Genomic DNA, 24236 nt, shown 5'->3' with positions numbered 1-24236 from the left:
GATGGGTGGCTTTCTCGATATACTCTATTTCATCGTTCCAATATCGATTGCTTACGCTGCGCCTCTAATTTTCACCGCAATTGGCGGTGTATTCTCTGAACGCTCAGGTGTCATTAACATTGGACTCGAAGGATTAATGGTTATGGGTGCATTCGTAGGAATTGTCTTCAATCTATTTTTTGCGGATACATTTGGTGCATGGACTCCTTGGGTTTCGATTTTAGCTGCGATGCTTGTTTCGGCAGTTTTCTCACTCATGCATGCAGTTGCATCTATTTCATTTCGTGCTGATCAGGTCGTCTCGGGTGTTGCAATAAACTTACTAGGTATTGCAATTGCTTTGTTCTCAGTAAAAATGATTTATGGTAAAGGACAAACCGACTTTATCCAAGAGAAAATTCCACGGTTTAACATACCTTTTTTACAGGATATCCCGGTAATAGGACCAATGTTCTTTAAGTCGGTATATGGATCATCTATTTTAGCGGTTGCAATTGCAATCCTTGCTTGGTTTATCATCTTTAAGACACCGTTCGGATTGCGTCTTCGCTCTGTAGGGGAACATCCGATGGCGGCGGATACGATGGGGATTAAAGTCAATCGAATTCGCTATATTGCAGTGATCATTTCTGGTGGTCTTGCTGGTATAGGTGGAGCTGTCTATGCACAAACTATGACAAATGATTTTGGCCATGCAACTATTAACGGTCAAGGATTCATGGCATTAGCAGCAATGATTTTCGGTAAGTGGCATCCAATTGGAGCGATGGGCGCAGCGCTATTCTTCGGATTTGCTCAAGCGCTCGCAATCAGTTCTTCTGGAATACCATTTATGCAAAACGTCCCTTCTGTATTTTTGTATATTTTGCCTTATGCGCTTACGATTATTGCGCTTGCTGGATTTATCGGAAAAGCGAATGGACCGAAAGCGATTGGAGATCCCTACATCAAAGGTTCTCGATAATCATTTACTGCTCGAAATGTCCCACTAAGGACACTTCGGGCAGTTTTTTGTTGGAACTGTTCACTTGTATGAGAACGTTTGGAAATGTATAGTGAAGTTGGAAAGAAGCATACTACTAGAACACGCGATTTGCGTGAGAATATCGGCATATACCTATCCTATAGATTGAGGTGTTTTTTGCATGTTCCATAAAACCGAACTTCAATCTGGCGTAAATTTGTATACACGTCAGACTGCACAGTTTAAAACCGTGAGCGTTGCCATTAAATTTACGGCTCCTTTGACAGAAGAAAACGCAGCGGCACGTACAGTACTTGCTAATGTGTTGGAGGATTCTTCTGCACATTACCCAACCCGTACAAAGTTGCGACAAGCGTTGGAAGAGTTATATGGCGCTGTGTATTATACAGACACAAGTAAAAGAGGGAATGAGCATATCTTTACAATTTATGCTGAAAGCGTAAACGAAGAGTATTTACGTAATCCTGAGATGCCTGTTTTTGAGCAGCTTTTAACACTTGTCACAGAGAGTTTGTTTAAACCCAATTTGAAAGATGACCTTTTCGATGAAGCCATTGTAGAAAGAGAAAAACAAACGGTTATTGATCGAATCGGTTCCATTTATAATGATAAAACCCGATTTGCGAACAAACGGATGCTCGAACTGATTCGCTCAGGTCAGCCAGCTTCATTATCTGCTTCCGGAACGGAAAAGGCGGTCGCTGCTATTACTAAGGAGTCGCTAAAAGCAACCTATGATCAGATGTTGAGCGATGATACAATTGATATCTATATTCTTGGAGATGTCGATGTGGATCAGCTGACAGATCGTGCAAAAACATTATTCCCTTTCACGAAAGGAACACGTAAATCTGTACCTGTAACAGTATCGAAAATGAGTGAAGAAGTCCCAACTGCTAAACATATCCGCGAAAGACAAGAGATGAAGCAAGGTAAGCTGAACATGGCTTTCAGTACGCCAGTCGGTTTTAAGCATCCAGATTACCCAAAAATGCAAATGATGAATGGTGTATTAGGTGGATTTGCCCATAGTAAATTGTTTATCAATGTACGTGAGAAAGAGAGTCTCGCTTATTATTGTTCGAGCTCATATGCATCTCATTATGGATTGCTTTATATCATGTCTGGAATTGATGCTGAACAGGAAGAAAAAACAGCTGCGCTCATTGACCAACAAATCGAAGCACTTCGAAATGGTGATATTTCTGACTTGGAAATTCGACAAACGCTAGCGCTTTTGTCAAATAGCATCCGTAGTTCATTTGATTCCGCGAAGGGACAGATTGAAATTTACGACCAATACAAGTTATTAGATGAAAACTTTTCATCGGATAAGCTCATTGAAAAATGGGAGCGGGTAACGAAAGAGGATATTCAGGAGATGGCCGCGTTATTGACGAAGGAAATCACATATCTTCTTTCTGGAAGGGAGGCAATGGATCATGAATAAAATTCACTTTGACCAACTACAAGAAACGCTGTATCATCAGAAACTTGAAAATGGACTCAATGTATATGTCCTCCCGAAAGAAGGGTTTTCAAAAACGTATGTAACGTTTACAACAAAGTACGGTTCAGTGGATCGGACATTCATACCCCGTGGTGGGAAAGAACTGGTAACGGTGCCTGACGGAATTGCTCACTTCCTAGAGCATAAGATGTTTGAGAAAGAAGATGGAGATGTTTTTCAACAGTTCAGTGAAAACGCGGCAGCAGCGAATGCATTCACTTCGTTTACTCGGACATCGTATTTGTTTTCATCCACATCTGAGCTGTATGAAAATACAAAAACTTTACTCGATTTTGTTCAACAACCTTATTTCACTGAAAAAACAGTGGAGAAAGAAAAAGGGATCATCGCTCAAGAGATTACGATGTATGACGACCAGGCCGATTGGCGCCAATACTTTGGTACTATCGAGAATTTGTTTGAAAACCATCCAGTTCGGATAGACATTGCCGGTACCGTGGAAACAATTCAAGACATTACTGCAGAGCATTTGTATGAGTGTTATGAAACATTTTACCACCCATCCAACATGGTGTTCTTTGCTGTCGGTAACGTAAATCCTGAAGAAATGATGAAGTTTGTAGAACAAGATCAGCAAGCGAAGTCATTTGAAGTGCCAGAACCTGTTGTTCGTAGTTTCCCGAACGAACCAGATTATGCTGCCAAAAAAAGAAGTGAGCTGTATATGGACGTGTCCAAACCTAAATTGATGGTTGGAACAAAATGCCGCAATACCGATATGTCCGGAAAAGATATGCTTATCAGAGAGTTGGCATCTGATGTGACGCTGGATATATTGTTCGGCAGATCTTCAGATTTCTTCACACAAGCCTATAATGAGGGCTTGATAGATGAATCATTCGCCTATGAATTCAATCTTGAAAACGGATTTGGCTTTGCAGCAATCGGGTCTGATACAGAAAAGCCTGACGAACTTGAAAAACTGATAAAACGTGTTCTCGACGATGCCAAAAATAATTGGTCCATTACAGATGAGCAACTTGAGCGAATTCGCAAGAAACGAATCGGTTTATTTATGAGAGCCTTGAATTCTCCGGAGTATATTGCGAATCAATTCACGCATTACAATTTCAATGAGATGAATTTGTTTGACGTTGTTCCGGTGTTAGAAGGACTAACAACAGATCAGTTGAAAGCTGCATATGACGATCTTTATTATGAAGACGGTCAAACAATCATGACAATTTATCCTTCGGAGCAATCTAAGTGAGTTTTAAAAACTATGCCCTCGTTCTCGGAGCGTCTGGTGGGATAGGCGAAGCCATTTGCAAGAGCTTAGCAACAGAGGGCTGGTCTTTGTATATGCATTACAACAGCGGGGAACAGAGGGTCAACAAGATGCAAAAGGAACTCAGCGAGAGTTATCCTTCTGGAGATTTTAAATGTGTTCAATCGGATTTTTGTCAGCTAGGAGCTGCCGAACGGCTAGCTGCTCAGCTGACTGATGTCCGAGCTATAATTGTAGCGAACGGGCAATCGATGCTGAAACTCTTAACAGAAACAACAGAAGAAGAGATGGAATCACTGTGGCGTGTTCATGTCCAAAACCCAGTTCGAATGGTTAGTTTACTTTCTGCGGGCTTACGGTCCTATTCAACTTCCTATGTTGTGTTTATTGGATCTATATGGGGTAACACAGGAGCCGCAGGTGAAGTGATGTATTCGAGTGTTAAAGGTGCACAGCATGCGTTTGTGAAAGCCTATGCTAAGGAAGCTGCATATGGTGGGATTCGCGTGAATGGTATTGCCCCTGGATGGATTGAAACACGGATGAATGGAGAAATCCCTGAAGATGAAAGACAAATGGTCATGGAAGAAATTCCACTTATGATTCCAGGAAGACCTGCAGAAGTAGCTGAACTTGTCCACTTTTTAACAAGTGGAAAAGCCGATTATATGACTGGGGAGATCCTGAAGTTGAATGGCGGCTGGTATATCTGACCAGTTCGTGGACAACTGGGTCTCCTTGTTTTAGTTTTTCGCTTTCACTCAAGCACTAATTCAGCTATTATAGAAACTAAGCTGTTGTTTTTTGCGTCCTATCCAATGAGTGGTGAACAGACGAAGGAGGGATTCCATTGGGTGAGTGGTACTTGGAATACAAATTGCAAGTGAATCGCCCTGGTCTTTTGGGGGATATTGCTACATTGCTTGGGATGCTCCGAGTCAATATTGTCACCATCAACGGAGTAGATGGGAATACACGCGGTATGCTTGTACGGACTGAAGATGATGACCAAATCAGACGGTTTGAACTAATTGCATCGACGATGGAACAAATTGAAATCCGTAAAATTAGAGAACCGAAACTAAGGGACGTTCTTGCAGTTCGACACGGACGATATATCCAACGAACAGTGGATGAGCGTAAAACCTTCCGATTCTTACGTAGTGAATTAGGGGTCTTAGTGGACTTTATGGCAGAGATCTTCAAGACAGAGGGACATAAGCTTGTTGGGATTAGAGGAATGCCTCGAGTTGGGAAAACAGAGTCTGTTGTCGCAGCAAGTGTCTGTGCAAACAAAAAGTGGATTTTTCTTTCGTCAACGATGATAAAACAGACAGTCCGCAACAGTTTAATGGGTGATGAGTTTTCAAAAGATAATATTTTCATTTTAGACGGAATCGTAACGAGAAAAGCTGAAGATGAGCGTCATATGCAGTTAGTTAGAGAAATGATGCGACTCCCTTCAACAAAAGTTGTGGAGCATCCTGATATGTTTGTTCAACACTCGGAATATTCAATCGAAGATTTTGATTACATTATCGAACTGCGTACAACACCCGAACAGGAGATTACATATGAAGTTATCCAAAATAACGGGATGATTTCTGGCCGTGATGGCGCGGGCGGCTTTGGTATGTTCAATTTTTAAAACAGGCAGGTGATAAAGTTGTCCGGTTTAGGCGATCGCCTTAAAGAGGCGAGAAAAGCAAAAGGGTACACCTTGGATGACTTACAAGCAATTACTAAGATTCAGAAACGGTATTTGACTGGAATTGAAAACGAAGACTACAGTATGATGCCAGGTTCATTTTATGTTCGTGCATTCATCAAGCAATACGCTGAAGCAGTTGGGCTCGACGCTCAAGAAATGTTGTCGTTGTACCGTGAGAACGAATCCTCAGAGCAAATGAAAGAAGAGGAGATTCAACGAAGTGCTCCCCAACTGTCACAAAAAACAGGCTATATGAAATCCGGTAGAATGAACGAAGTCCTACCTAAAATTATTGTAGCCTTGTTCATCATCGTTATTCTTGCTGTTGTTATTTTTCTTTATCAACACCAGGCAAATACGCCGGAACCTGAAGTAGGGAAATCCGATGAGATTACAGTTGATAAAAACAAACCAGAAGATTCGAAAGCAGATGGGAAAAAAGATGAGGATGGCAAAGATGCGGAATCTAAAGATGATGCAACTAAGCCAAACGAACCTGAAGAGGAGCCAGAAGAAAAACCAGCTCCTGAACAGACGCTTACACAAGGTACGGTAAACGGTCCTACTACGACATTTACGCTAGAAAATACTGATACATTTACGTTGTCGGTCAAGGTAAAAGATGACGGAGAATCATGGATTGGAGTTACTAACCAAAGTGGCGAAGAACTTCTACCTCAAGGTGCACGCGTAATGAAAAATGGAGAAGAAGCTGAACTTGAACTAACAGACCAACAATCTGCAAGAGTTCGAGTAGGGCGTACACAATTTACAGAAATTCTTGTAAATGGGCAGCCACTAACTTATCCAAATGATACCGTCACTCAAAATATTATTATTGAATATAAAAAATGAAAATAGTCATCTGCGAAGATGACTTTTTTCTTTAAGCCCTGCTGAATGGCAGGGCTTTTCAAAGAGTAAATCTAACGAAAAGAGGGTGCATTACACTATGAACTTGCCTAATAAAATAACCGTTTCTCGCGTCTTACTGATTCCTGTATTTATCGTATTCATGTTAGCTGACTTTGGAATGGGTCAACTTTCAATCGGTGGAACTACATTACCAATCGAACAATTCATTGGTGGTCTTATATTCATATTTGCTTCTGCAACAGATTGGCTGGATGGATACATTGCTCGGAAGAACAACTTAGTTACCAATATGGGAAAGTTTTTGGATCCGTTAGCAGACAAATTGCTTGTCTCTGCAGCATTTATCATATTGGTTGAATTCGGATTGGCACCTTCTTGGGTCGTCATAATTATTATTAGTCGTGAATTTGCTGTTACGGGATTACGACTTCTATTAGCAGGCGAAGGGGAAGTCGTAGCTGCTAATCAGCTAGGGAAAATCAAAACAGTTACTCAAATCTTAGCCATTTCATCCTTACTATTGAATAATATTTTCTTTGAAGCTATTCACGTTCCATTTGGCACAATCATGTTATACATTTGTCTCTTCTTTACAATATGGTCTGGCCTAGATTACTTCATGAAAAATAAGCACGTCCTTACGAAGTCTATGTAAAGGGGAAGATCGTTCATGAGAGCAGAAATTATTGCAGTTGGATCAGAGTTATTGCTCGGTCAAATAACCAATACAAATGCTAAATTCATGTCTGCGCAACTTGCTGATATCGGAGTCGATGTTCATTTTCAAACTGTTGTCGGAGATAATCCGAAACGGCTGCAAGAAGCAATCCGTATTGCGGAAGGTAGGGCGGATCTGGTTATCTTTTCTGGTGGATTGGGGCCGACGAAAGACGACTTAACTAAAGAGACGATTGCAAATCATATTGATATTGAACTTGAATCCAACAAACTTGCCCTACTGTCTATCCAAGCTTATTTTGAGCGGACGGGAAGAACAATGACAGAAAACAATAAAAAGCAAGCTTTAGTTCTTAAAGGTTCAACAGTTTTGGAAAACCGGTTTGGGATGGCACCTGGAATGGCGATTCAAGCAAACGAAAGAACGTATATGCTTTTACCAGGCCCACCCCATGAAATGGAACCCATGTTCAGAGATGAAGCTATACCATATTTACAGCGACTATCAGGCAACCAGGAAATAATTGTTTCGACTGTCGTTAAGTTTTTTGGAATCGGGGAAGCAGAACTTGAATATAAAGTCCAAGACTTATTGGAAGCTCAAACGAATCCAACTATTGCTCCTCTGGCTTCCAAAAATGCTGTTACACTTCGTATTACTGCTAAAGCCCAAACAGCAGAAGACGCACACCGTTTAATAGAACCGGTTCTATCTGAACTGTATAACCAAGTTGGCGAGTTCATTTATGGAACTGATGACGATACGTTGTCTTCCAAAGCGGCTTCTTTATTACTGGGGTCAGGTCTTACAATTTCCGCAGCAGAAAGTTTAACGGCAGGACTTTTCACAGCATTGCTCGCAGAAGAGCCAGGTATCAGTGCTTCCTTAAAAGGCGGGATGACGGTTTATGATGTACAGGCTAAAACAGAGCAACTTGGAGTAAATCCAAAACTAATCGAAACATACGGTACTGTTAGTGCGGAATGTGCGGAAGCATTGGCAGAAAAAAGCCGGGAATATTTCCATACAGATATCGGAATAGGATTAACTGGTGCTGCAGGACCGGATACACATGATGGAAAACCCGCAGGAACGGTTTGGATAGGTCTTGCATTCAAAGAAAAATTGAAATCTTATCAGCTTCGATTATCTGGGTCTCGAAATTCCAACCGTATGCGTGCAGCGAACTTTGCTCTATATTATCTCATTCGTGAGATGGAATTGTACAAGACTCAAAATTGAGATTTATGCTATATTCTCAATTAAAATTCATATATAAGCCGAATTCTCAATTAAAATGAGAAAATCTAATAAAAAGTCGAATACTCGTTCGCTTTTTTCTTGTTTATTTTTCTCAATAGGAGTATAGTAGAGACAGATAGAAAACACCTTGAAGGAGGAATTATTTTTGAGCGAACGTAAAGCGGCTTTAGATCAAGCACTTAAACAAATAGAAAAACAGTTTGGAAAAGGCTCTGTCATGAAACTAGGAGAGAAGACGGATAGAGAAATTTCAACTTCATCTACCGGTTCACTAGCACTTGACTCTGCACTTGGAGTTGGCGGTTACCCGAGAGGACGCGTCATTGAAATCTACGGACCTGAGAGTTCAGGTAAAACAACTGTTTCACTTCATGCAATTGCAGAAGTTCAAGCTTCAGGAGGAACAGCTGCTTTTATCGATGCGGAGCATGCGTTAGATCCTGTCTATGCACAAAAACTTGGAGTGGATATCGATGAGCTCCTCTTATCACAACCTGATACAGGCGAGCAAGCACTAGAAATCGCTGAAGCTCTTGTAAGAAGTGGTGCAGTCGATATCGTTGTTATTGACTCTGTTGCTGCCCTAGTACCTAAAGCTGAAATTGAAGGAGAAATGGGAGACTCACACGTAGGTCTGCAAGCACGTCTGATGTCTCAAGCTTTACGTAAACTTTCCGGTGCTATTAACAAATCGAAAACGATTGCTGTCTTCATCAACCAGATTCGAGAAAAAGTCGGAGTTATGTTCGGTAACCCTGAAGTCACACCAGGTGGTCGCGCACTTAAATTCTATGCATCTGTTAGACTTGAAGTTCGACGTGGAGAAGCCATTAAACACGGCAACGAAATCATGGGTAATAAAACTAGAATCCGTGTTGTGAAGAACAAAGTGGCACCGCCTTTCCGTACCGCTGAAGTAGATATTATGTATGGTGAAGGTATTTCCAAAGAAGGCGAAATCGTCGACTTAGGTGTTGAAGTAGAAGTCGTTCAGAAGAGCGGCGCATGGTATTCTTATGAAGGCGAGCGTATGGGACAAGGTCGTGAAAATGCGAAGCAGTTCTTAAAAGAAAATCCGGCAATCCGTGCTGAAATCTCCGGTAAAATCCGTAGTAGTTATGGATTGACGAGTGATAATTATGTAATTGCCGCTCACGAATCAGAGGATGAGGATGAATTAGAGTTATTTGACGAAAAGGAATAACACATTACTATATTATTCTAAGCCGGCTTCCCTCTCGGAGGGAGTGCCGGTTTTTTAATAAATTTTTCATAAACCGAACTACAACTCATCATTGTAGAATCATAGTCTTATCACCTCTCCCGTCTTGACATGGGTATATGACATCGATACAATTAGAATTGTATAATTCTCACCAATTGAAAAGAAATTGGCAGTACGTTGAAAGTTGATGTACAAGCTGACTGAAAATGAAAAAATAAGCAAGAGGAGGTGACCTGAATGGGTATTACTATCATCTCCGCTTTGATCGGTCTCATCGTCGGTGCAGTTGTTATGTTTGTGTACAACAAAAACGTGAATGAATCAAAAGTGACAGGTGCAAAGCACTCCGCCGCAACAATCGTTGAAGAGGCGAAGCGCGAAGCGGAGGCATTAAAAAAAGAAGCACTTCTTGAAGCGAAGGATGAAAATCACAAATTGCGCGTTGAGGCAGAAACGGATATCCGCGAACGAAGAACAGAACTTCAGAAGCAGGAAAACCGTCTTTTGCAGCGGGAAGAAAATATGGACCGCAAAGATGACTCACTCAACAAGCGAGAAGCAAGTCTGGAGCGCAAGGATGATGCGTTATCCGGCAGACAACAGCATATTGAAGAGATGGAACGCAAGGCGGAAGAGCTGGTTGCCACGCAGCAGACAGAGCTTGAGAAAATTTCAGCTTTGACTCGTGATGAGGCAAAACGTCTGATCCTAGATGATGTAGAGAGAGAACTATCTACAGATATCGCAGTGATGACAAAAGAGTCCGAACAACGTGCTAAAGAAGAATCCGAAAAGAAAGCACGAGAAATTCTATCTCTTGCTGTCCAGCGGTTTGCAGCAGATCATGTGGCTGAAACGACAGTATCTGTCGTCAACTTGCCAAATGATGAAATGAAAGGACGTATCATTGGTAGAGAGGGACGGAATATCCGTACACTCGAAACGTTAACTGGAATCGATCTTATCATTGATGATACACCTGAAGCTGTTATTCTTTCTGGTTTTGATCCAGTTCGACGTGAGATTGCAAGACTGGCACTCGAAAAACTTGTAGCAGATGGAAGAATTCACCCTGCTCGAATTGAAGAGATGGTGGACAAGGCTAGACGAGAAGTTGATGAGCTGATCCGGGAAACAGGAGAGCAAACTACTTTCGACATTGGTGTTCATAATTTACATCCTGACCTTATTAAGATTTTAGGTCGCTTGAAATTCCGTACTAGTTATGGTCAAAATGTATTGAAACACTCTACTGAAGTTGCTTATCTTGCAGGTTTATTGGCAGCAGAACTTGGCGAAGATGTTACATTGGCTCGACGTGCAGGTTTGCTTCATGATATCGGAAAAGCGATTGACCATGAAGTTGAAGGTAGCCACGTACAAATTGGTAAGGAACTTGCAGTTAAGTACAAGGAACATCCTGTTGTCATTAACAGTATCGCTTCTCACCACGGTGACGAAGAAGCGACATCCGTTATTGCAGTACTTGTCGCAGCAGCAGATGCATTATCAGCAGCGCGACCGGGTGCACGGAGTGAAACACTTGAAAACTACATTAGACGTCTCCAGAAACTGGAGGAAATCTCAGAGTCTTATGAAGGCGTTGAGAAATCATTCGCGATTCAAGCAGGTCGCGAAGTTCGAATTATTGTACGCCCCGATATCATTGATGATATTACAGCTCATCGTCTTGCTCGTGACATTCGGAAACGAATTGAAGAAGAGTTGGATTATCCAGGTCATATTAAAATTACCGTTCTTCGGGAAACACGGTCGGTTGAGTACGCAAAATAAGGGAAAAGGCTTCCTGCTGAATACTGGGAGCCTTTTTCTTTTTGGAAAAGAGGAAAAGAAATGAAAGTGTTATTTATTGGAGATATCGTCGGTTCGCCGGGGAGAGATATGGTATTTGACTACCTACCTCGATTGAAACGAAAATACGAACCGGATGCAGTGATTGTAAACGGTGAAAATGCGGCTTCCGGAAGAGGGATTACGAAAGCAATTTTTGACGATTTACTTCGAGCTGGAGTAGACGTAGTCACGATGGGAAATCATACGTGGGATCATAAAGAGATTTATGATTTCATCGACGAAACGGACTCACTAATCCGTCCTGCAAACTTTTCAGATGAAGCACCTGGTCAAGGAATGACATACATTGAGCGTGGCGGTGTCACATTAGCAGTCATGAATTTACACGGACGTACATTCTTACCACCACATGACGATCCCTTTAAAAAAGCGGATGATCTTTTGAAAGAAGCGAAAGAGCGCACACCACTTGTTTTCGTCGATTTTCATGCAGAAGCAACGAGTGAAAAAATCGCTATGGGGTGGCATCTAGACGGACGTGCTTCTGGTGTAGTTGGTACACACACACATGTACAAACTGCGGACAGCCGAATTTTACCAGAAGGAACGGCTTATATTACAGATGTCGGCATGACGGGACCGTACGACGCTATATTAGGCATGAAAAAAGAGGATGTCATTTATCGATTCCAGACAAATATGCCCGTCCGTTTCCAAGTACCGAAACAAGGAAGAGTTCAATTGAACGGCGTCATCATTGACATTGATAATCAGACAGGACGCGCGCGTTCTATTGAACGAATAATGATCAATGAAGATTCACCGTTTCAGTCTTGAATTGAGCGTCTAATTGTTCCATCTCCTTCATAGGATAGTGCATGGAGAACTGCATTCCATACACTATTCTTTACAAGGAGGAAATACCATGAATCCATTAAAAGTATCATCACGCTCGAATCCTAATTCAGTTGCAGGCGCTCTCGTTGCAGTCATTAGAGATCAGGGATTTGCTGAAATGCAGGCTGTAGGTGCAGGTGCCTTAAATCAGGCAGTGAAAGCAGTTGCAATTGCACGCGGTTTTGTAGCTCCGAGTGGGAGTGATTTGATATGTGCACCGGCTTTTGCAGATATTGAAATTAATGGAGAAGGCCGGACTGCCTTAAAATTATTCGTTGAGAAAAGAACGCGACAGCAAGCATTATGAAAACGAAACTGTGGAGAACTTTCCTCCGCAGTTTTTTTCTGTGACAAATGGGGGACAATCCCTTATGCTCGTATACAGACGTCAATCCCTTCAGTATAATGAGGGTACCTACTGTTTGGTTTCAACTAGATGAACAGAATCAAGAGAGGGGATCATTACATGAACGAAGAACAACGGCTAGCGGGACAAGCACCTACCACCACAGAAAAAGACTACAGTCAGTATTTCGAATCTGTCTATACACCGCCATCTTTAAAAGATGCTAAAAAACGGGGCAAAGAAGAAATTTCCTATCACGATGATTTTGAGATTGATGAACAATTTCAAGGAATGGGAATTGGACGCAAATTTTACATACGGACCTACGGCTGTCAAATGAACGAACACGATACGGAAGTTATTGCCGGGATTTTAGTGGGACTTGGCTATGAACCGACGGACACAGTCAAAGACGCAGATGTTGTTCTATTGAATACGTGCGCAATCCGTGAAAACGCTGAAAACAAAGTGTTCGGTGAACTTGGGCATTTGAAGCCACTTAAACTTGAACGTCCGGATATGCTGATTGGTGTATGCGGATGTATGTCACAAGAAGAATCAGTTGTAAATAAAATCCTAAAAACGTACGACCAAGTTGATATGGTATTCGGAACGCATAACATCCATAGGCTGCCTGCAATTTTACGGGAGGCGTATCTCTCAAAAGAAATGGTAGTTGAGGTATGGTCAAAAGAAGGAGATATCATAGAAAACCTTCCGAGAGTGCGAAAAGGCAATATTAAAGGCTGGGTTAACATTATGTATGGCTGTGATAAATTCTGCACGTACTGTATCGTGCCGTACACTCGAGGGAAAGAGCGTAGTCGACGTCCAGAAGACATTATTCTGGAAGTGCGTCAGCTAGCTGCTGCTGGCTATCAGGAAATTACATTGCTTGGTCAAAATGTAAATGCATACGGAAAAGATTTTGAAGATGGGAATTATCGATTAGGAGATCTGATGGACGAGCTTCGCAAGATTGATATTCCGCGAATCCGTTTTACGACAAGTCATCCGCGTGACTTTGATGATCATCTCATCGAGGTCCTCGCCAAAGGTGGTAACTTAGTTAATCACATTCACTTACCAGTTCAATCTGGTTCTAGTGAGATCTTGAAGTTAATGTCTAGAAAATATACGAGGGAGCACTTCTTAAACCTCGTTACGAAGATTAAGAAGGCAATTCCCAACGTCACGCTGACAACGGATATTATAGTCGGTTTTCCAAATGAAACCGAAGAACAATTTCAAGAAACCATTTCGTTGTATAATGAAGTCGGATTTGACATGGCCTTCACATATATCTATTCTCCTAGAGAAGGTACACCAGCAGCGAAGATGCAAGATAATGTCCCAATGGAAGTGAAGAAGGATCGACTTCAGCGACTAAACAAAGTTGTCAATGACTTCTCAGCAGCCGGGATGAAACCCTATCAAGGCAAAATTGTAAATGTGTTGGTAGAAGGGGAAAGTAAACGAAATAAAGAAGTACTCTCTGGATATACCGAAAAAAGCAAATTGGTGAACTTCCGAGCGCCAGCTAGTGTCATCGGTAAAATTGTTCAAGTTCGTATAACTGAAGCGAAATCTTGGTCACTCGACGGAGAATATATCGGAGTAAAAGAAGAGGAAAAGGTGGTATTATAATGGAAAAATTATATACAAAAGATGAGATTATTGAAAAATCAAGAGAGCTTGCACATATGGTCGCAAACACAGAGCAAGTAGAATTGTTCAAGAAAACGGAAGCTCATATTAATGAAAACAAAAAAGTGAGAGAAAAAATTGCAAGCTTGAAGTCCTTACAAAAACAAGCCGTCAATTTTCAAGAATATGACAAAGAGCGCGCCCTTGGGATTATTGAAAAGAAAATTGAGCAAATCGAAAACGAAATCGACGAGATTCCTTTAGTTCAAGAATTCAAGCAATCTCAAAATGATGTGAACGATTTACTGCAATTGATTTCAAATACGATTTCCAACCGAGTAACTGATGAAATCATTGAGTCTACTGGTGGAGATGTACTAAAAGGTCAGACAGGTTCTTACGTACAAAGCACACAGCATAAGCCTTTAACCTAACTTTTAAGTCGGGGGAGAAAAATTCTCCTCCGATTTTTTCACTTTCTGGGCTCCTGTTGCATAGGATGTAAAGAAGTCCACGAAGGAGGAAGAAAACTGAAGAATCTACGACAAGTCGTTACGAAGGCAGTGATTGCTAAAGGGAAGCAGCGTACAGAAAAGGAAGTCACGCTCATCCCGCCTAACCGTCCTTCCAGTATTCTTGGCTGCTGGGTCATCAATCACACCCATAGTGCCAAAAAAACTGGCTCATCCATTGAAGTATCGGGGAAGTTTGATGTCAATGTCTGGTACTCTCACCACGATCATTCCAAAACTTCAGTATTCACGGAAACAGTGACGTACAAAGATGTAATTCGATTACGCTATCGGGATGAACCCTCTTCATCTAAAGAAGAAATTCGAGTAGAAGTGTTGCAACAACCAAACTGCACAGAGGCAATCATTTCGGATTGTAAAGAAAAATTCTTAATCAAAGTAGAACGCGAGCTCGTGGCGGAAGTGATCGGGGAAACGAAGGTGATGATTACGGTTCATCCGAATGACTTCGAAGAAGAGTGGTCATTCGATGAGTCATCGCACCATCAGAGTCATTCGAATGAGGGCGGTTCAAGAGTAGGAAAAGATAATTCTCAGTTTTAAAAGCCGAAGCATGTTTCGGCTTTTTTCTTTTTTTGGATTGAAAACGATAGCGCTTTCGTCAACGATTGTATCTATCTTCTGTTATACTTAAGGAATACTATTTAGGCTGTGAGGGAAATAGAATGACAACACATACACCGATGATGCAACAATACTTACAAATAAAATCTCAATATGAAGACGCCTTTCTCTTTTTTAGATTAGGTGACTTTTATGAAATGTTTTTTACGGATGCTACAGAAGCATCTCATATACTTGAAATTACATTGACGAGCCGTGAAGGTGGAGAGTCTGGAAGAATTCCTATGTGTGGCGTTCCATATCATTCCGCTCAAGGTTACATAGAAACACTTGTCGGCAAGGGCTATAAAGTTGCGATTTGTGAGCAAACAGAAGACCCAAGAACTGTAAAAGGTATCGTCAAACGGGAAGTCGTGAAAGTCATTACACCAGGGACGATTACAGAAGGTAAAAATATCGATTCCAATTCCAATCATTTCATCGGGTCCTTCGATCGGATTTCTGCAAACTTGTCTGCGTTTGCCTATGTAGACCTTGCAACCGGTGAAGGCACGGTGGAACACGTCCAAGGTGACGAGAGTGCGCTTGCAGTAGCAGTGGAATCCCTTGGAATGAAAGAAGCGGTCGTTGATGAACAAATGCAGCTCATGCTTGGGGATATTAGCCAAAATAAGGGCATTGTTTTATCCATTTGTGATAGGGAGCTATATAAGCCACACGGCAGGGAACTTTTTGAAGCAATCCCGGAAATGGCGACTGGTGCATGTAAACGCCTCGTCGCCTATCTTCAGCAAACCCAAAAGACAAGCTTAGAACACTTACAACCTTTCAAATTTCTAGCTAGGGAAGCTAAACTGACGATCGATGCAAACTCCATGAGAAACTTGGAGCTTGTGCAATCGATTCGTTCTGGTGGGAAAGAGGGAACGTTATTTTGGTTACTCGATGAAACCAATACAGCTATGGGCGCACGGAAATTGAAAACTTGGATCCGCCAACCGCTTGCAGATCGCCTAGAAATCGAGCATAGATTGGATACGGTTTCCGAACTGATGGACGCATACTTTTTACGGGATGATGTGAAATCAGCACTACGTGAAGTGTATGATTTGGAGCGATTGGCTGGAAGGATTTCAATGGGAAGCGCCAGTGCACGTGATCTTGCACAACTACGAAATTCGCTTCGAACAGTTCCCGACTTAAAACAACAACTTGCTGAATCAGATAAGCAGCATTTAGTGGAGTTTTCCAAGCGTATCGATCCGTGTACAGAACAATGCGCAGTCCTTGAAACGTCTATTGCAGAGGCACCACCTCTTTCCGCAAAAGAAGGAGGCGTCATTAAAGATGGGTACAATGAAAAATTGGATACGTATCGGGATGCTTCCAGAAACGGCAAATTATGGCTTGCTGAACTGGAACAAAAAGAGCGTCAGAAAACAGGCATTAAAGGATTGAAAATCGGTTACAATCGAATTTTTGGCTACTTCATCGAGATTACAAAATCGAATTTACATCTTGCGGACCTGACGCGATATGAACGTAAGCAGACCTTAGCAAACGCTGAACGATATATAACGCCTGAGCTGAAAGAAAAAGAAGAGCTAATTCTAAGTGCAGAGTCAGAGAGCTTGGAGCTCGAATACACGTTATTTGCAAAAGTTCGGGAGCAAATGAAACAGGGCATCGAACAAATCCAGCAACTTGCGTCTGTCCTTAGTGAACTGGACGTTTTGCTCGCGTTCGCTGAGATTTCTGAATCACAAAGCTATGTAAAACCTGTTTTTACAGAAGATAAGGCTCTCGATATTCGCAACGGTAGACATCCAGTCGTCGAAAAAATGATGGACCACTCGCTGTATGTACCGAATAGCTGTAAGTTAGCAACCGATGCCAATATGTTATTAATCACAGGTCCCAATATGTCGGGTAAAAGTACATACATGCGTCAAGTCGCATTGACAGTAGTCATGGCGCAAATCGGTTGTTACGTACCTTGTGAGTTTGCATCGTTACCGATTACAGACCAAATTTTCACGAGAATTGGTGCAGCGGATGATTTAGCATCAGGTCAAAGTACCTTCATGATGGAAATGTTGGAATCCCAGCAAGCGATTACGCATGCCACAGATCGAAGTCTATTATTGTTCGATGAAATCGGACGGGGGACGTCTACGTATGACGGCATGTCTTTAGCGCAAGCGATGATGGAGTACATCCATGACGAAATCGGTGCGAATACACTCTTTTCAACACACTATCATGAGTTAACTGCTCTCGATGAACAATTGGATAGACTGATGAATGTCCATGTCGCTGCAATGGAACAAGAAGGTAAAGTTGTATTCCTTCACAAAGTGATGGCAGGTCCAGCTGATAAAAGTTACGGAATACACGTCGCTGAGCTCGCAGGCTTACCGTCTGAATTACTGCAACGGGCAAGAGAACTACTGGAAGGATTCGAGAATCAGAAAACTTCTGAAAAAATTCAGCTTCCACCGAGTGAACAAATTAGCTTCTTTGACTTACGAACAGAAGAACCAGTTGCTGTACAGCCAGCTGAAGAAATCGAAATTCTTGAGAATCTGAAAGCTATAGATTTAGCGAATACAACACCACTACAAGGCTTGCAGTTATTATTTGAACTAAAAGCAAAACTGAAGTAAGAAGGGAGCGAGACGATGGATATCATTAAGGTGATGGACGAACCATTGGCTAATAAAATTGCGGCTGGAGAAGTTGTAGAGCGACCTGCATCCATCGTGAAAGAGCTTGTTGAGAATTCAATCGATGCAGGAAGTACATCGATTGAAATCACGCTTGAAGAAGCAGGATTAACAAGCATTCGCATAACAGATAATGGGAAGGGTATGACCACAACAGACGCAGTTCGAGCGTTTGAACGGCATGCAACGAGCAAAATCGATAATGAGCATGACCTGTTCAGAATTCGTACACTCGGCTTTCGTGGAGAGGCTCTTGCTAGTATTGCAGCCGTTTCGAAAGTACACCTATGGACGTCTGATGGCGTAAGTGGAACGGAAGTAGATATTGAAGGTGGAAAGGTCATGAACCATCGTGCGGCATCTCTCCGTCAAGGAACGGATATTACGGTGTCACAAGTCTTCTTCAACACCCCCGCCCGATTGAAATATATGAAGACGATCCAAACGGAAATCGGTCATACAATCGACTTAGTCAATCGGCTCGCGATCAGCCATCCTGATATATCATTTCGCTTAGCCCACGGTCAGCAAGTGTTGCTAAAAACGTCGGGATCTGGAGATTTGCTTCGAGTACTATCTGATGTGTATGGAATTGCAGTTGCAAAAAAAATGATCCCCTTCCATGCTGAAAATGCTGACTATAAAGTTAGTGGTTATGTAACCTTACCCGAAATGACACGGGCCTCTAAGAACTACATGACAGTGCTTATTAATGGGAGATGGGTTAAAAGCTATCCTGTAAATAAAGCTGTATTGGATGCATTGCATACGTATTTGCCGATTGGCCGGTTCCCGATCATTGTATTGCAGGCAGAGGCGGATCCATACCTAACAGACGTCAACGTTCATCCTTCCAAGCAGTACATTAAAGTGAGTAAAGAAGGGGAACTGCTTGCAGCTGTTCGCGAAGGTGTTCATGCAGCGGTAAAAAAAGCAATAATTGTTCCTGATGCAATTGTAAAAGAGAAAAAAAAACCAAGTACACCTAGCGTACAAGAATCGTTTTGGAAGCATCCAGAACGTAGTGTAAAACCAACGCAAAACTTTCAAACAACAAGTGAATATCCATCACAACAAAAAACTGCTTGGACGGTTGAAGAACTTCCTCAAAATGAAAACTTGAGTATCAATCCAGTAGTTCAGCCACAAGCTTTTGAGATAACTGAAACATCTATCACTGAAGATGATTTTGAGCCGATTTCGGAGCAGGAAGAAGTGGTACATACTGACGAACGCTCTGACCAAAAAAAATCATCATTCCCAAGACTATTACCAGTCGGACAAGTCCACGGGACCTATATCGTGGCACAAAATGAAGATGGCTTTTATATGATTGATCAGCATGCTGCACAAGAGCGCATTAAGTATGAATATTTCCGAACGAAGATTGCGGAAGTGGATCATAAAGAACGACAAATGCTCTTAATGCCTTTGATTTTCCATTACTCAGCAGATGAGCAACTCAAAATTGAGGAACGGCTGGATGCACTAGAGGAAGTAGGCATTTATCTTGAACAATTCGGTCCCTCATCCTACACCGTAAAAGAATATCCATCTTGGTTTCCTGCTGCAGAAGCCTCGTCAATTATTGAAGAAATGATTGAACAAGTTTTACACACTCGGCAGGTGAACATTGCGAAATTACGAGAAGACACCGCGATTATGATGAGTTGCAAAAAATCCATTAAAGCAAATCATTACTTAACGATGGAGGATATGAATCGACTATTGAATGATCTCGGTAAGGCAGAAAATCCCTATACCTGCCCCCATGGTCGTCCTGTATTAATCCACTTCACAACATATGAACTTGAAAAAATGTTCAAACGTGTAATGTAAGGGAGGAATGAAAATGAAAGAACAGTTACTCACAATGTCCGACGGTGTTATACTCGATTCCTATTTCATGGAACCACCTGGAATTCCACGAGGACACATCCATCTCGTTCATGGCATGGCCGAGCATATAGGGCGATATGAGGCAGTGATGAACGACCTTGCACGTGCAGGCTATTTCGTAACTGGCTATAATCAGCGTGGGCACGGGCAACGGGCACTGGATCATGACCAGCTTGGCGATTTTGAAGATGGAGTTACATTTGATAGACTGGTTGAAGATGTGCGCGAAGTGATGGATGCGTACAAAGTGGAGTATCCCAATCTATCTCGTATTTTGTTCGGACATAGTATGGGATCGTTTGTTGTACGTCGTTTTTCACAAAAATACGGAACGGAAATAGACGCACTCATTTGTTCAGCAACCGCTGGGAGACCTGGTCTGACAAGAGTAGGTGGAAGTCTATTAGCTTCAATTTTATCCATCAAAGATGGCCCACATGCTCCGAGCAAGGTTCTCGATACGCTCGGTTTTGGAGGCTACAATAAAACAGTCTCAAGTCCCGAGACGAAGTTCGATTGGTTATCAACAGATCGACAGACTGTGCGCGACTATATTGAAGATCCACTTTCTGGTGCAGTTTCTACAAATAGTTTCTTCCATGTCTTATTCGACGGATTAAAATTAATCAGTACAACATCCGCTTACGAATCTGTTCCTAAGAAATTGCCTATACTTTTATTTTCAGGTACTGAAGATCCTGTAGGAAATATGGGAATTGGGATTTTTGAAGCGGCAGGTATGTATAAGGACGCAGGCGTTGAAAATGTCACTGCGTATCTTTTTGAAGGTGTAAGGCATGAACCCTTACAAGGACCTTCTAGAGAATCTGTACTAAATATGATGAAGCAGTGGGTGGATAAACTATGACTCGTTCAGCGGAAGTACTAGCCATTGCTGGTCCGACAGCTTCAGGTAAGACCGCCCTTGCGGTAGGACTTGCTCATTGCCTGGATGGGGAAGTGATTAATGGCGATGCAATGCAAGTATATCGTGGTCTTGATATTGGGACAGCGAAAATCACTGCAGACGAAATGGAAGGCATTCCTCATCATCTATTTGATATCAAATCTCCGATGGAATCGTTTTCAACAGCAGAGTATCAGCAGATTGTCAGGGAAAAGATCTCTGAGATTCAATCCCGGGGAAAACTTCCTATTCTAGCGGGCGGTACCGGATTATATATGCAATCCGTGCTTTTCGATTATAGGTTCACTGAAGCCGCAGCCGACTTGGAAGTACGGGCTCGATTAGAAGGTGAGCTTGAAACCCTAGGTGCAAATGTATTATACGAACGCCTTCTTCAACAAGACCCAGTGAGTGCTGAAAAAATTCATCCGAACAATCATCGACGTCTCGTAAGGGCATTAGAAATCCTGGAAGTGAGTGGGGAAACAAAGGCAAATCACGAAGCAGACCAAGGGACGACACCAATGTACCATTCTTATATTATCGGCCTTGAGCTGCCAAGAGAGCTCCTTTATGAAAGGATTGACCGACGAGTTGACCTCATGATGGAAAAAGGATTATTAGGTGAAGTCGAGGGTTTGTGGAAACAAGGTATCCGAGACGTTCAATCTGTGCAGGCGATTGGATACAAAGAATTGTACCAAGCAATTGAAGGCGCATTACATGTAGAGGAAGCAGTTGAACTTATTAAAAAGAATACACGTCATTATGCAAAACGTCAGATGACCTACTTCCGGAACAAGCTTGAAGTCAATTGGTATGATGCCACAACAGAGAAAAATCAGCTGGTTCAGAAAATATGTAACGAAGTAAAGGAATTTCAGTTGCATGTAGCGAATACAAAAAGCAGGCAATAATTGCGAATAAGAACTGTGGGGGGAAACGAGATGGCAAATGCCAATATGCAGGATACGTTCCTGAATTCACTCAGAAAGAATAATACGTTTGTAACGGTATTTTTAACAAATGGTTTTCAGCTGAAAGGTATGATTAAGTCGTATGATAACTATACAGTACTTCTAGAATCAGACGGCAAACAGCAACTCATTTATAAGCATGCAATCTCTACGTATGTTCCAGCAAAACCAGTTATCCTGAAAGATGAGCAATAAAAAAAGGCCGTAATTGGCCTTTTTTATTTTGTCAATAAAGAACGTTGTGGTAGTTGCCAGTGAAACTTAATAGATAACATACGTAAAGCCGTTGTGACGATTAGTAGAATATAAAGCGCGGCGTCATGTACATACGCATCGAAACCAACAATTAGCCCGGCAAGTGCTGCCCATACTGCATATATGTCGCTTTTAAAGACAAGGGGCTGGCGTCCAGCAAGTAAGTCACGGATGACTCCTCCTCCGGCACCTGTTAGAACTGCAGCCGCCACTACAGCAAACAGAGACATCTCCATTTCTACGGCCATCAAGGCACCTTGGATCGCAAAGGCGGCTAACCCTACTGCGTCAAAATAAGATCCCCAACGATTCCACGTCTTCAGTAAGTATCCTGAAAAGAAGAAAATCACTGCTATCAGAACAGAAGCAACTGTAAAGAACAGTTCTTGCCCCCAAAGGACTGAAACAGGCACACCGATGAACACGTTACGTACCGCACCTCCACCAAATGCAGTCACCATTCCCAATATATAGACTCCAAACATATCAAAGTCTTCCTCCATCGCAACAATCGCACCTGATATTGCAAATGCAGCTGTACCGATCAGACTAAATACATCCCATGTCACTTCAAAGTTCCTCCGTTCAACACATCTTAAGATTATACGGATGTCGCATCCGTTTACCGAAAGCGTTCTACCTGCTAAAATGGGCTAAGAACCTAAGGTACAGATTGGAGCATCCTGAATGAGTATACAGCAATTGAACGATGAAATCTTAAATCGTGCAGAAAAAATCGAAACCGAGCTACAACCGTATGCAAAAGCAACAGAACGCATAGCTTTCCTAAATCAAAAGAAAGTATTGGCAGCATTCAGAAAGAACCGAGTGAGTGACTTTCATTTAACCGGTTCCACCGGGTATGGATATGATGATGCAGGCCGAGAAGTGCTTGAACAATTATACGCCGATGTGTTTGGCGCGGAAGCGAGTTTAGTACGCGGACAGATCATATCAGGAACGCACGCAATTGCGATTAGCCTTTTCGGGGTATTGCGTCCCGGAGACGAGTTGCTTTATATAACGGGGAAGCCGTATGACACATTAGAATCCATCGTTTCAGGAGGGGATCAAGATACTGGCTCCCTACAAGACTTTAATATTGGCTACCATCACGTTGATTTATTAGAAGATGGAAATGTCGACTTTGAAGAGATGGAACGTCAAATTAATGCAAATACAAAAATGATTGCGATTCAGCGTTCAAGAGGGTATGCTAATCGACCCTCCTTCATAGTTTCAGAAATTGCGGACATGGTGAAGAGAATAAAAGCAAATCACCCTGAAATTATAATATTTACAGATAATTGTTATGGTGAATTTGTCGAAGAGCTCGAGCCGACAGATGTAGGCGTAGATCTTATGGCGGGTTCATTGATCAAAAATCCAGGGGGCGGTCTTGCCCGTACTGGTGGGTATATTGCAGGTAGAAAAGATTTAATTGAGAAATGTGGATACCGTATGACATCACCTGGTCTGGGTGCGGAAGCAGGGGCATCGCTCGATACGTTACGTGAGATGTACCAAGGCTTTTTCCTCGCACCACATACCGTGAGCCAAGCCGTAAAAGGGGCACAATTTACTGCGGGGATGCTTGAATCCTATGGACTTGTGACTTCACCCCATTTCTCTGCACAACGAACAGATCTCATTCAATCAGTTTCGTTCCAAAATGCCGAGCAAATGATTGCATTCTGCCAAATGATTCAAGCCAACTCACCAATCGACGCCCATGTTAGTCCAGTACCATCCTATATGCCAGGCTACGCAGACGATGTCATCATGGCTGCAGGGACCTTCATCCAAGGCTCCAGCATCGAGTTGACAGCTGATGGCCCAATTCGTCCACCATACACAGCCTATGTACAAGGCGGACTCACCTACGAACACGTAAAAGTAGCCATCCTATCTTCCGTCGAGCGACTGATCGAACTTGAATTGATCAAATCATAACGGGTGTAGTATTTGTGAGTGCTTATAAACTTGGGGAAGTGCTCATAAACCCTGGAAAGTGCTCATAAACTTGGGGAAGTGCTCATAAACCTGTGGAAGTGATCATAAAGCTGAGAAAGTGCTCATAAAGTTGAGAAAGAGCTCATAAACTTGGAGAAGTGCTCATAAACCCTGGAAAGAGCTCATAAACTTGGGGAAGTGCTCATAAACCTGGGGAAG

General features: G+C 42.2%; 22 protein-coding genes. 21 read left to right on the top strand and 1 reads right to left on the bottom strand.

Features of this window, described 5'->3' with window-relative positions; genetic code table 11:
- Window position 1 precedes the first annotated feature (1 nt).
- From N693_RS0111715 to hfq, 20 genes are all read left to right on the top strand, one after another.
- Window positions 2–964 carry an ABC transporter permease gene (locus tag N693_RS0111715; RefSeq protein ID WP_025784988.1) on the top strand — a complete coding sequence of 321 codons (963 nt, stop codon included), beginning with the start codon at window positions 2–4 and terminating at the stop codon, window positions 962–964.
- A 181-nt stretch (window positions 965–1145) separates the two neighbouring features.
- Entirely contained in the window at window positions 1146–2435 is a 1290-nt protein-coding gene (gene yfmF / locus N693_RS0111710; protein WP_025784987.1) for an EF-P 5-aminopentanol modification-associated protein YfmF, read from the top strand.
- Complete coding sequence (gene yfmH, locus N693_RS0111705) at window positions 2428–3726, top strand: EF-P 5-aminopentanol modification-associated protein YfmH (RefSeq protein WP_025784986.1); 1299 nt, start codon at window positions 2428–2430, stop codon at window positions 3724–3726. Before yfmF ends, yfmH begins: the two co-directional genes overlap by 8 nt.
- Window positions 3723–4457: an elongation factor P 5-aminopentanone reductase gene (gene ymfI, locus N693_RS0111700; RefSeq protein ID WP_025784985.1), complete on the top strand. Its 735-nt coding sequence runs from the start codon at window positions 3723–3725 to the stop codon at window positions 4455–4457. The genes yfmH and ymfI overlap by 4 nt, the downstream gene beginning before the upstream one ends.
- Before the next feature lie 137 nt (window positions 4458–4594).
- Window positions 4595–5392 (top strand): DUF3388 domain-containing protein, encoded by a 798-nt coding sequence (locus tag N693_RS0111695; RefSeq protein ID WP_025784984.1) that lies wholly within the window; start codon window positions 4595–4597, stop codon window positions 5390–5392.
- 18 nt (window positions 5393–5410) lie between these two features.
- The gene (locus N693_RS19230) at window positions 5411–6310 is read left to right on the top strand and encodes a helix-turn-helix domain-containing protein (RefSeq protein WP_037593170.1); all 900 of its coding nucleotides are present in this window, start codon (window positions 5411–5413) and stop codon (window positions 6308–6310) included.
- Window positions 6311–6407: 97 nt separating this feature from the next.
- Entirely contained in the window at window positions 6408–6986 is a 579-nt protein-coding gene (pgsA, locus tag N693_RS0111685) for a CDP-diacylglycerol--glycerol-3-phosphate 3-phosphatidyltransferase (protein ID WP_025784983.1), read from the top strand.
- Window positions 6987–7001: 15 nt separating this feature from the next.
- Window positions 7002–8252 carry a competence/damage-inducible protein A gene (locus N693_RS0111680; protein WP_025784982.1) on the top strand — a complete coding sequence of 417 codons (1251 nt, stop codon included), beginning with the start codon at window positions 7002–7004 and terminating at the stop codon, window positions 8250–8252.
- Window positions 8253–8418: 166 nt separating this feature from the next.
- On the top strand, window positions 8419–9477 hold the full coding sequence (gene recA, locus N693_RS0111675) for a recombinase RecA (protein WP_025784981.1): 1059 nt from the start codon (window positions 8419–8421) through the stop codon (window positions 9475–9477).
- A 258-nt stretch (window positions 9478–9735) separates the two neighbouring features.
- Window positions 9736–11292, top strand: coding sequence for a ribonuclease Y (gene rny, locus N693_RS0111670; RefSeq protein WP_025784980.1), 1557 nt, complete (start codon window positions 9736–9738; stop codon window positions 11290–11292).
- Between the two features lie 60 nt (window positions 11293–11352).
- Entirely contained in the window at window positions 11353–12150 is a 798-nt protein-coding gene (locus N693_RS0111665; protein WP_025784979.1) for a TIGR00282 family metallophosphoesterase, read from the top strand.
- An 88-nt stretch (window positions 12151–12238) separates the two neighbouring features.
- Window positions 12239–12517 (top strand): stage V sporulation protein S, encoded by a 279-nt coding sequence (locus tag N693_RS0111660; RefSeq protein WP_025784978.1) that lies wholly within the window; start codon window positions 12239–12241, stop codon window positions 12515–12517.
- 159 nt (window positions 12518–12676) lie between these two features.
- A complete protein-coding gene (gene miaB, locus N693_RS0111655) occupies window positions 12677–14203 on the top strand; it encodes a tRNA (N6-isopentenyl adenosine(37)-C2)-methylthiotransferase MiaB (protein ID WP_025784977.1) in 1527 nt (508 codons plus the stop codon).
- A complete protein-coding gene (locus N693_RS0111650; RefSeq protein ID WP_025784976.1) occupies window positions 14203–14637 on the top strand; it encodes a RicAFT regulatory complex protein RicA family protein in 435 nt (144 codons plus the stop codon). Before miaB ends, N693_RS0111650 begins: the two co-directional genes overlap by 1 nt.
- A gap of 129 nt (window positions 14638–14766) precedes the next feature.
- Window positions 14767–15279 carry an outer spore coat protein CotE gene (cotE, locus tag N693_RS0111645; protein ID WP_371257559.1) on the top strand — a complete coding sequence of 171 codons (513 nt, stop codon included), beginning with the start codon at window positions 14767–14769 and terminating at the stop codon, window positions 15277–15279.
- Window positions 15280–15401: 122 nt separating this feature from the next.
- Window positions 15402–17966 (top strand): DNA mismatch repair protein MutS, encoded by a 2565-nt coding sequence (gene mutS / locus N693_RS0111640; RefSeq protein ID WP_025784974.1) that lies wholly within the window; start codon window positions 15402–15404, stop codon window positions 17964–17966.
- Between the two features lie 15 nt (window positions 17967–17981).
- Window positions 17982–19865, top strand: a complete 1884-nt coding sequence (gene mutL / locus N693_RS0111635) for a DNA mismatch repair endonuclease MutL (RefSeq protein WP_025784973.1) — start codon at window positions 17982–17984, stop codon at window positions 19863–19865.
- Window positions 19866–19878: 13 nt separating this feature from the next.
- Window positions 19879–20793, top strand: a complete 915-nt coding sequence (locus tag N693_RS0111630; protein ID WP_051508737.1) for an alpha/beta fold hydrolase — start codon at window positions 19879–19881, stop codon at window positions 20791–20793.
- Window positions 20790–21749 (top strand): tRNA (adenosine(37)-N6)-dimethylallyltransferase MiaA, encoded by a 960-nt coding sequence (gene miaA / locus N693_RS0111625; RefSeq protein ID WP_025784971.1) that lies wholly within the window; start codon window positions 20790–20792, stop codon window positions 21747–21749. Before N693_RS0111630 ends, miaA begins: the two co-directional genes overlap by 4 nt.
- A 30-nt stretch (window positions 21750–21779) precedes the next feature.
- The gene (hfq, locus tag N693_RS0111620) at window positions 21780–22004 is read left to right on the top strand and encodes an RNA chaperone Hfq (protein WP_025784970.1); all 225 of its coding nucleotides are present in this window, start codon (window positions 21780–21782) and stop codon (window positions 22002–22004) included.
- A gap of 23 nt (window positions 22005–22027) precedes the next feature.
- Here the strand turns inward: hfq and N693_RS0111615 are convergent, their stop codons facing one another.
- Window positions 22028–22633 carry a trimeric intracellular cation channel family protein gene (locus N693_RS0111615; protein WP_025784969.1) on the bottom strand — a complete coding sequence of 202 codons (606 nt, stop codon included), beginning with the start codon at window positions 22631–22633 and terminating at the stop codon, window positions 22028–22030.
- A gap of 118 nt (window positions 22634–22751) precedes the next feature.
- On the opposite strand from N693_RS0111615, the gene N693_RS0111610 reads away from it, so the two are divergent.
- Window positions 22752–24017 (top strand): methionine gamma-lyase family protein, encoded by a 1266-nt coding sequence (locus N693_RS0111610; protein ID WP_025784968.1) that lies wholly within the window; start codon window positions 22752–22754, stop codon window positions 24015–24017.
- Window positions 24018–24236: the final 219 nt, after the last annotated feature.

The sequence above is a fragment of the Sporosarcina sp. D27 genome (assembly GCF_000586555.1).
GTDB lineage: Bacteria > Bacillota > Bacilli > Bacillales_A > Planococcaceae > Sporosarcina.
Note: the sequence above shows the minus strand (reverse complement) of the source record. Positions and strands in the feature narration are given on the sequence as shown.

Excerpts from the sequence above, each read along its gene's own strand:
- N693_RS0111715 (WP_025784988.1), top strand. The coding sequence starts at position 2 with ATGGGTGGCTTTCTCGATATACTCTATTTCATCGTTCCAATATCGATT.
- yfmF (WP_025784987.1), top strand. The coding sequence starts at position 1,146 with ATGTTCCATAAAACCGAACTTCAATCTGGCGTAAATTTGTATACACGT.
- yfmH (WP_025784986.1), top strand. The coding sequence starts at position 2,428 with ATGAATAAAATTCACTTTGACCAACTACAAGAAACGCTGTATCATCAG.
- pgsA (WP_025784983.1), top strand. The coding sequence starts at position 6,408 with ATGAACTTGCCTAATAAAATAACCGTTTCTCGCGTCTTACTGATTCCT.
- N693_RS0111680 (WP_025784982.1), top strand. The coding sequence starts at position 7,002 with ATGAGAGCAGAAATTATTGCAGTTGGATCAGAGTTATTGCTCGGTCAA.
- rny (WP_025784980.1), top strand. The coding sequence starts at position 9,736 with ATGGGTATTACTATCATCTCCGCTTTGATCGGTCTCATCGTCGGTGCA.
- N693_RS0111665 (WP_025784979.1), top strand. The coding sequence starts at position 11,353 with ATGAAAGTGTTATTTATTGGAGATATCGTCGGTTCGCCGGGGAGAGAT.
- N693_RS0111660 (WP_025784978.1), top strand. The coding sequence starts at position 12,239 with ATGAATCCATTAAAAGTATCATCACGCTCGAATCCTAATTCAGTTGCA.
- miaB (WP_025784977.1), top strand. The coding sequence starts at position 12,677 with ATGAACGAAGAACAACGGCTAGCGGGACAAGCACCTACCACCACAGAA.
- N693_RS0111650 (WP_025784976.1), top strand. The coding sequence starts at position 14,203 with ATGGAAAAATTATATACAAAAGATGAGATTATTGAAAAATCAAGAGAG.
- mutS (WP_025784974.1), top strand. The coding sequence starts at position 15,402 with ATGACAACACATACACCGATGATGCAACAATACTTACAAATAAAATCT.
- mutL (WP_025784973.1), top strand. The coding sequence starts at position 17,982 with ATGGATATCATTAAGGTGATGGACGAACCATTGGCTAATAAAATTGCG.
- N693_RS0111630 (WP_051508737.1), top strand. The coding sequence starts at position 19,879 with ATGAAAGAACAGTTACTCACAATGTCCGACGGTGTTATACTCGATTCC.
- miaA (WP_025784971.1), top strand. The coding sequence starts at position 20,790 with ATGACTCGTTCAGCGGAAGTACTAGCCATTGCTGGTCCGACAGCTTCA.
- hfq (WP_025784970.1), top strand. The coding sequence starts at position 21,780 with ATGGCAAATGCCAATATGCAGGATACGTTCCTGAATTCACTCAGAAAG.
- N693_RS0111610 (WP_025784968.1), top strand. The coding sequence starts at position 22,752 with ATGAGTATACAGCAATTGAACGATGAAATCTTAAATCGTGCAGAAAAA.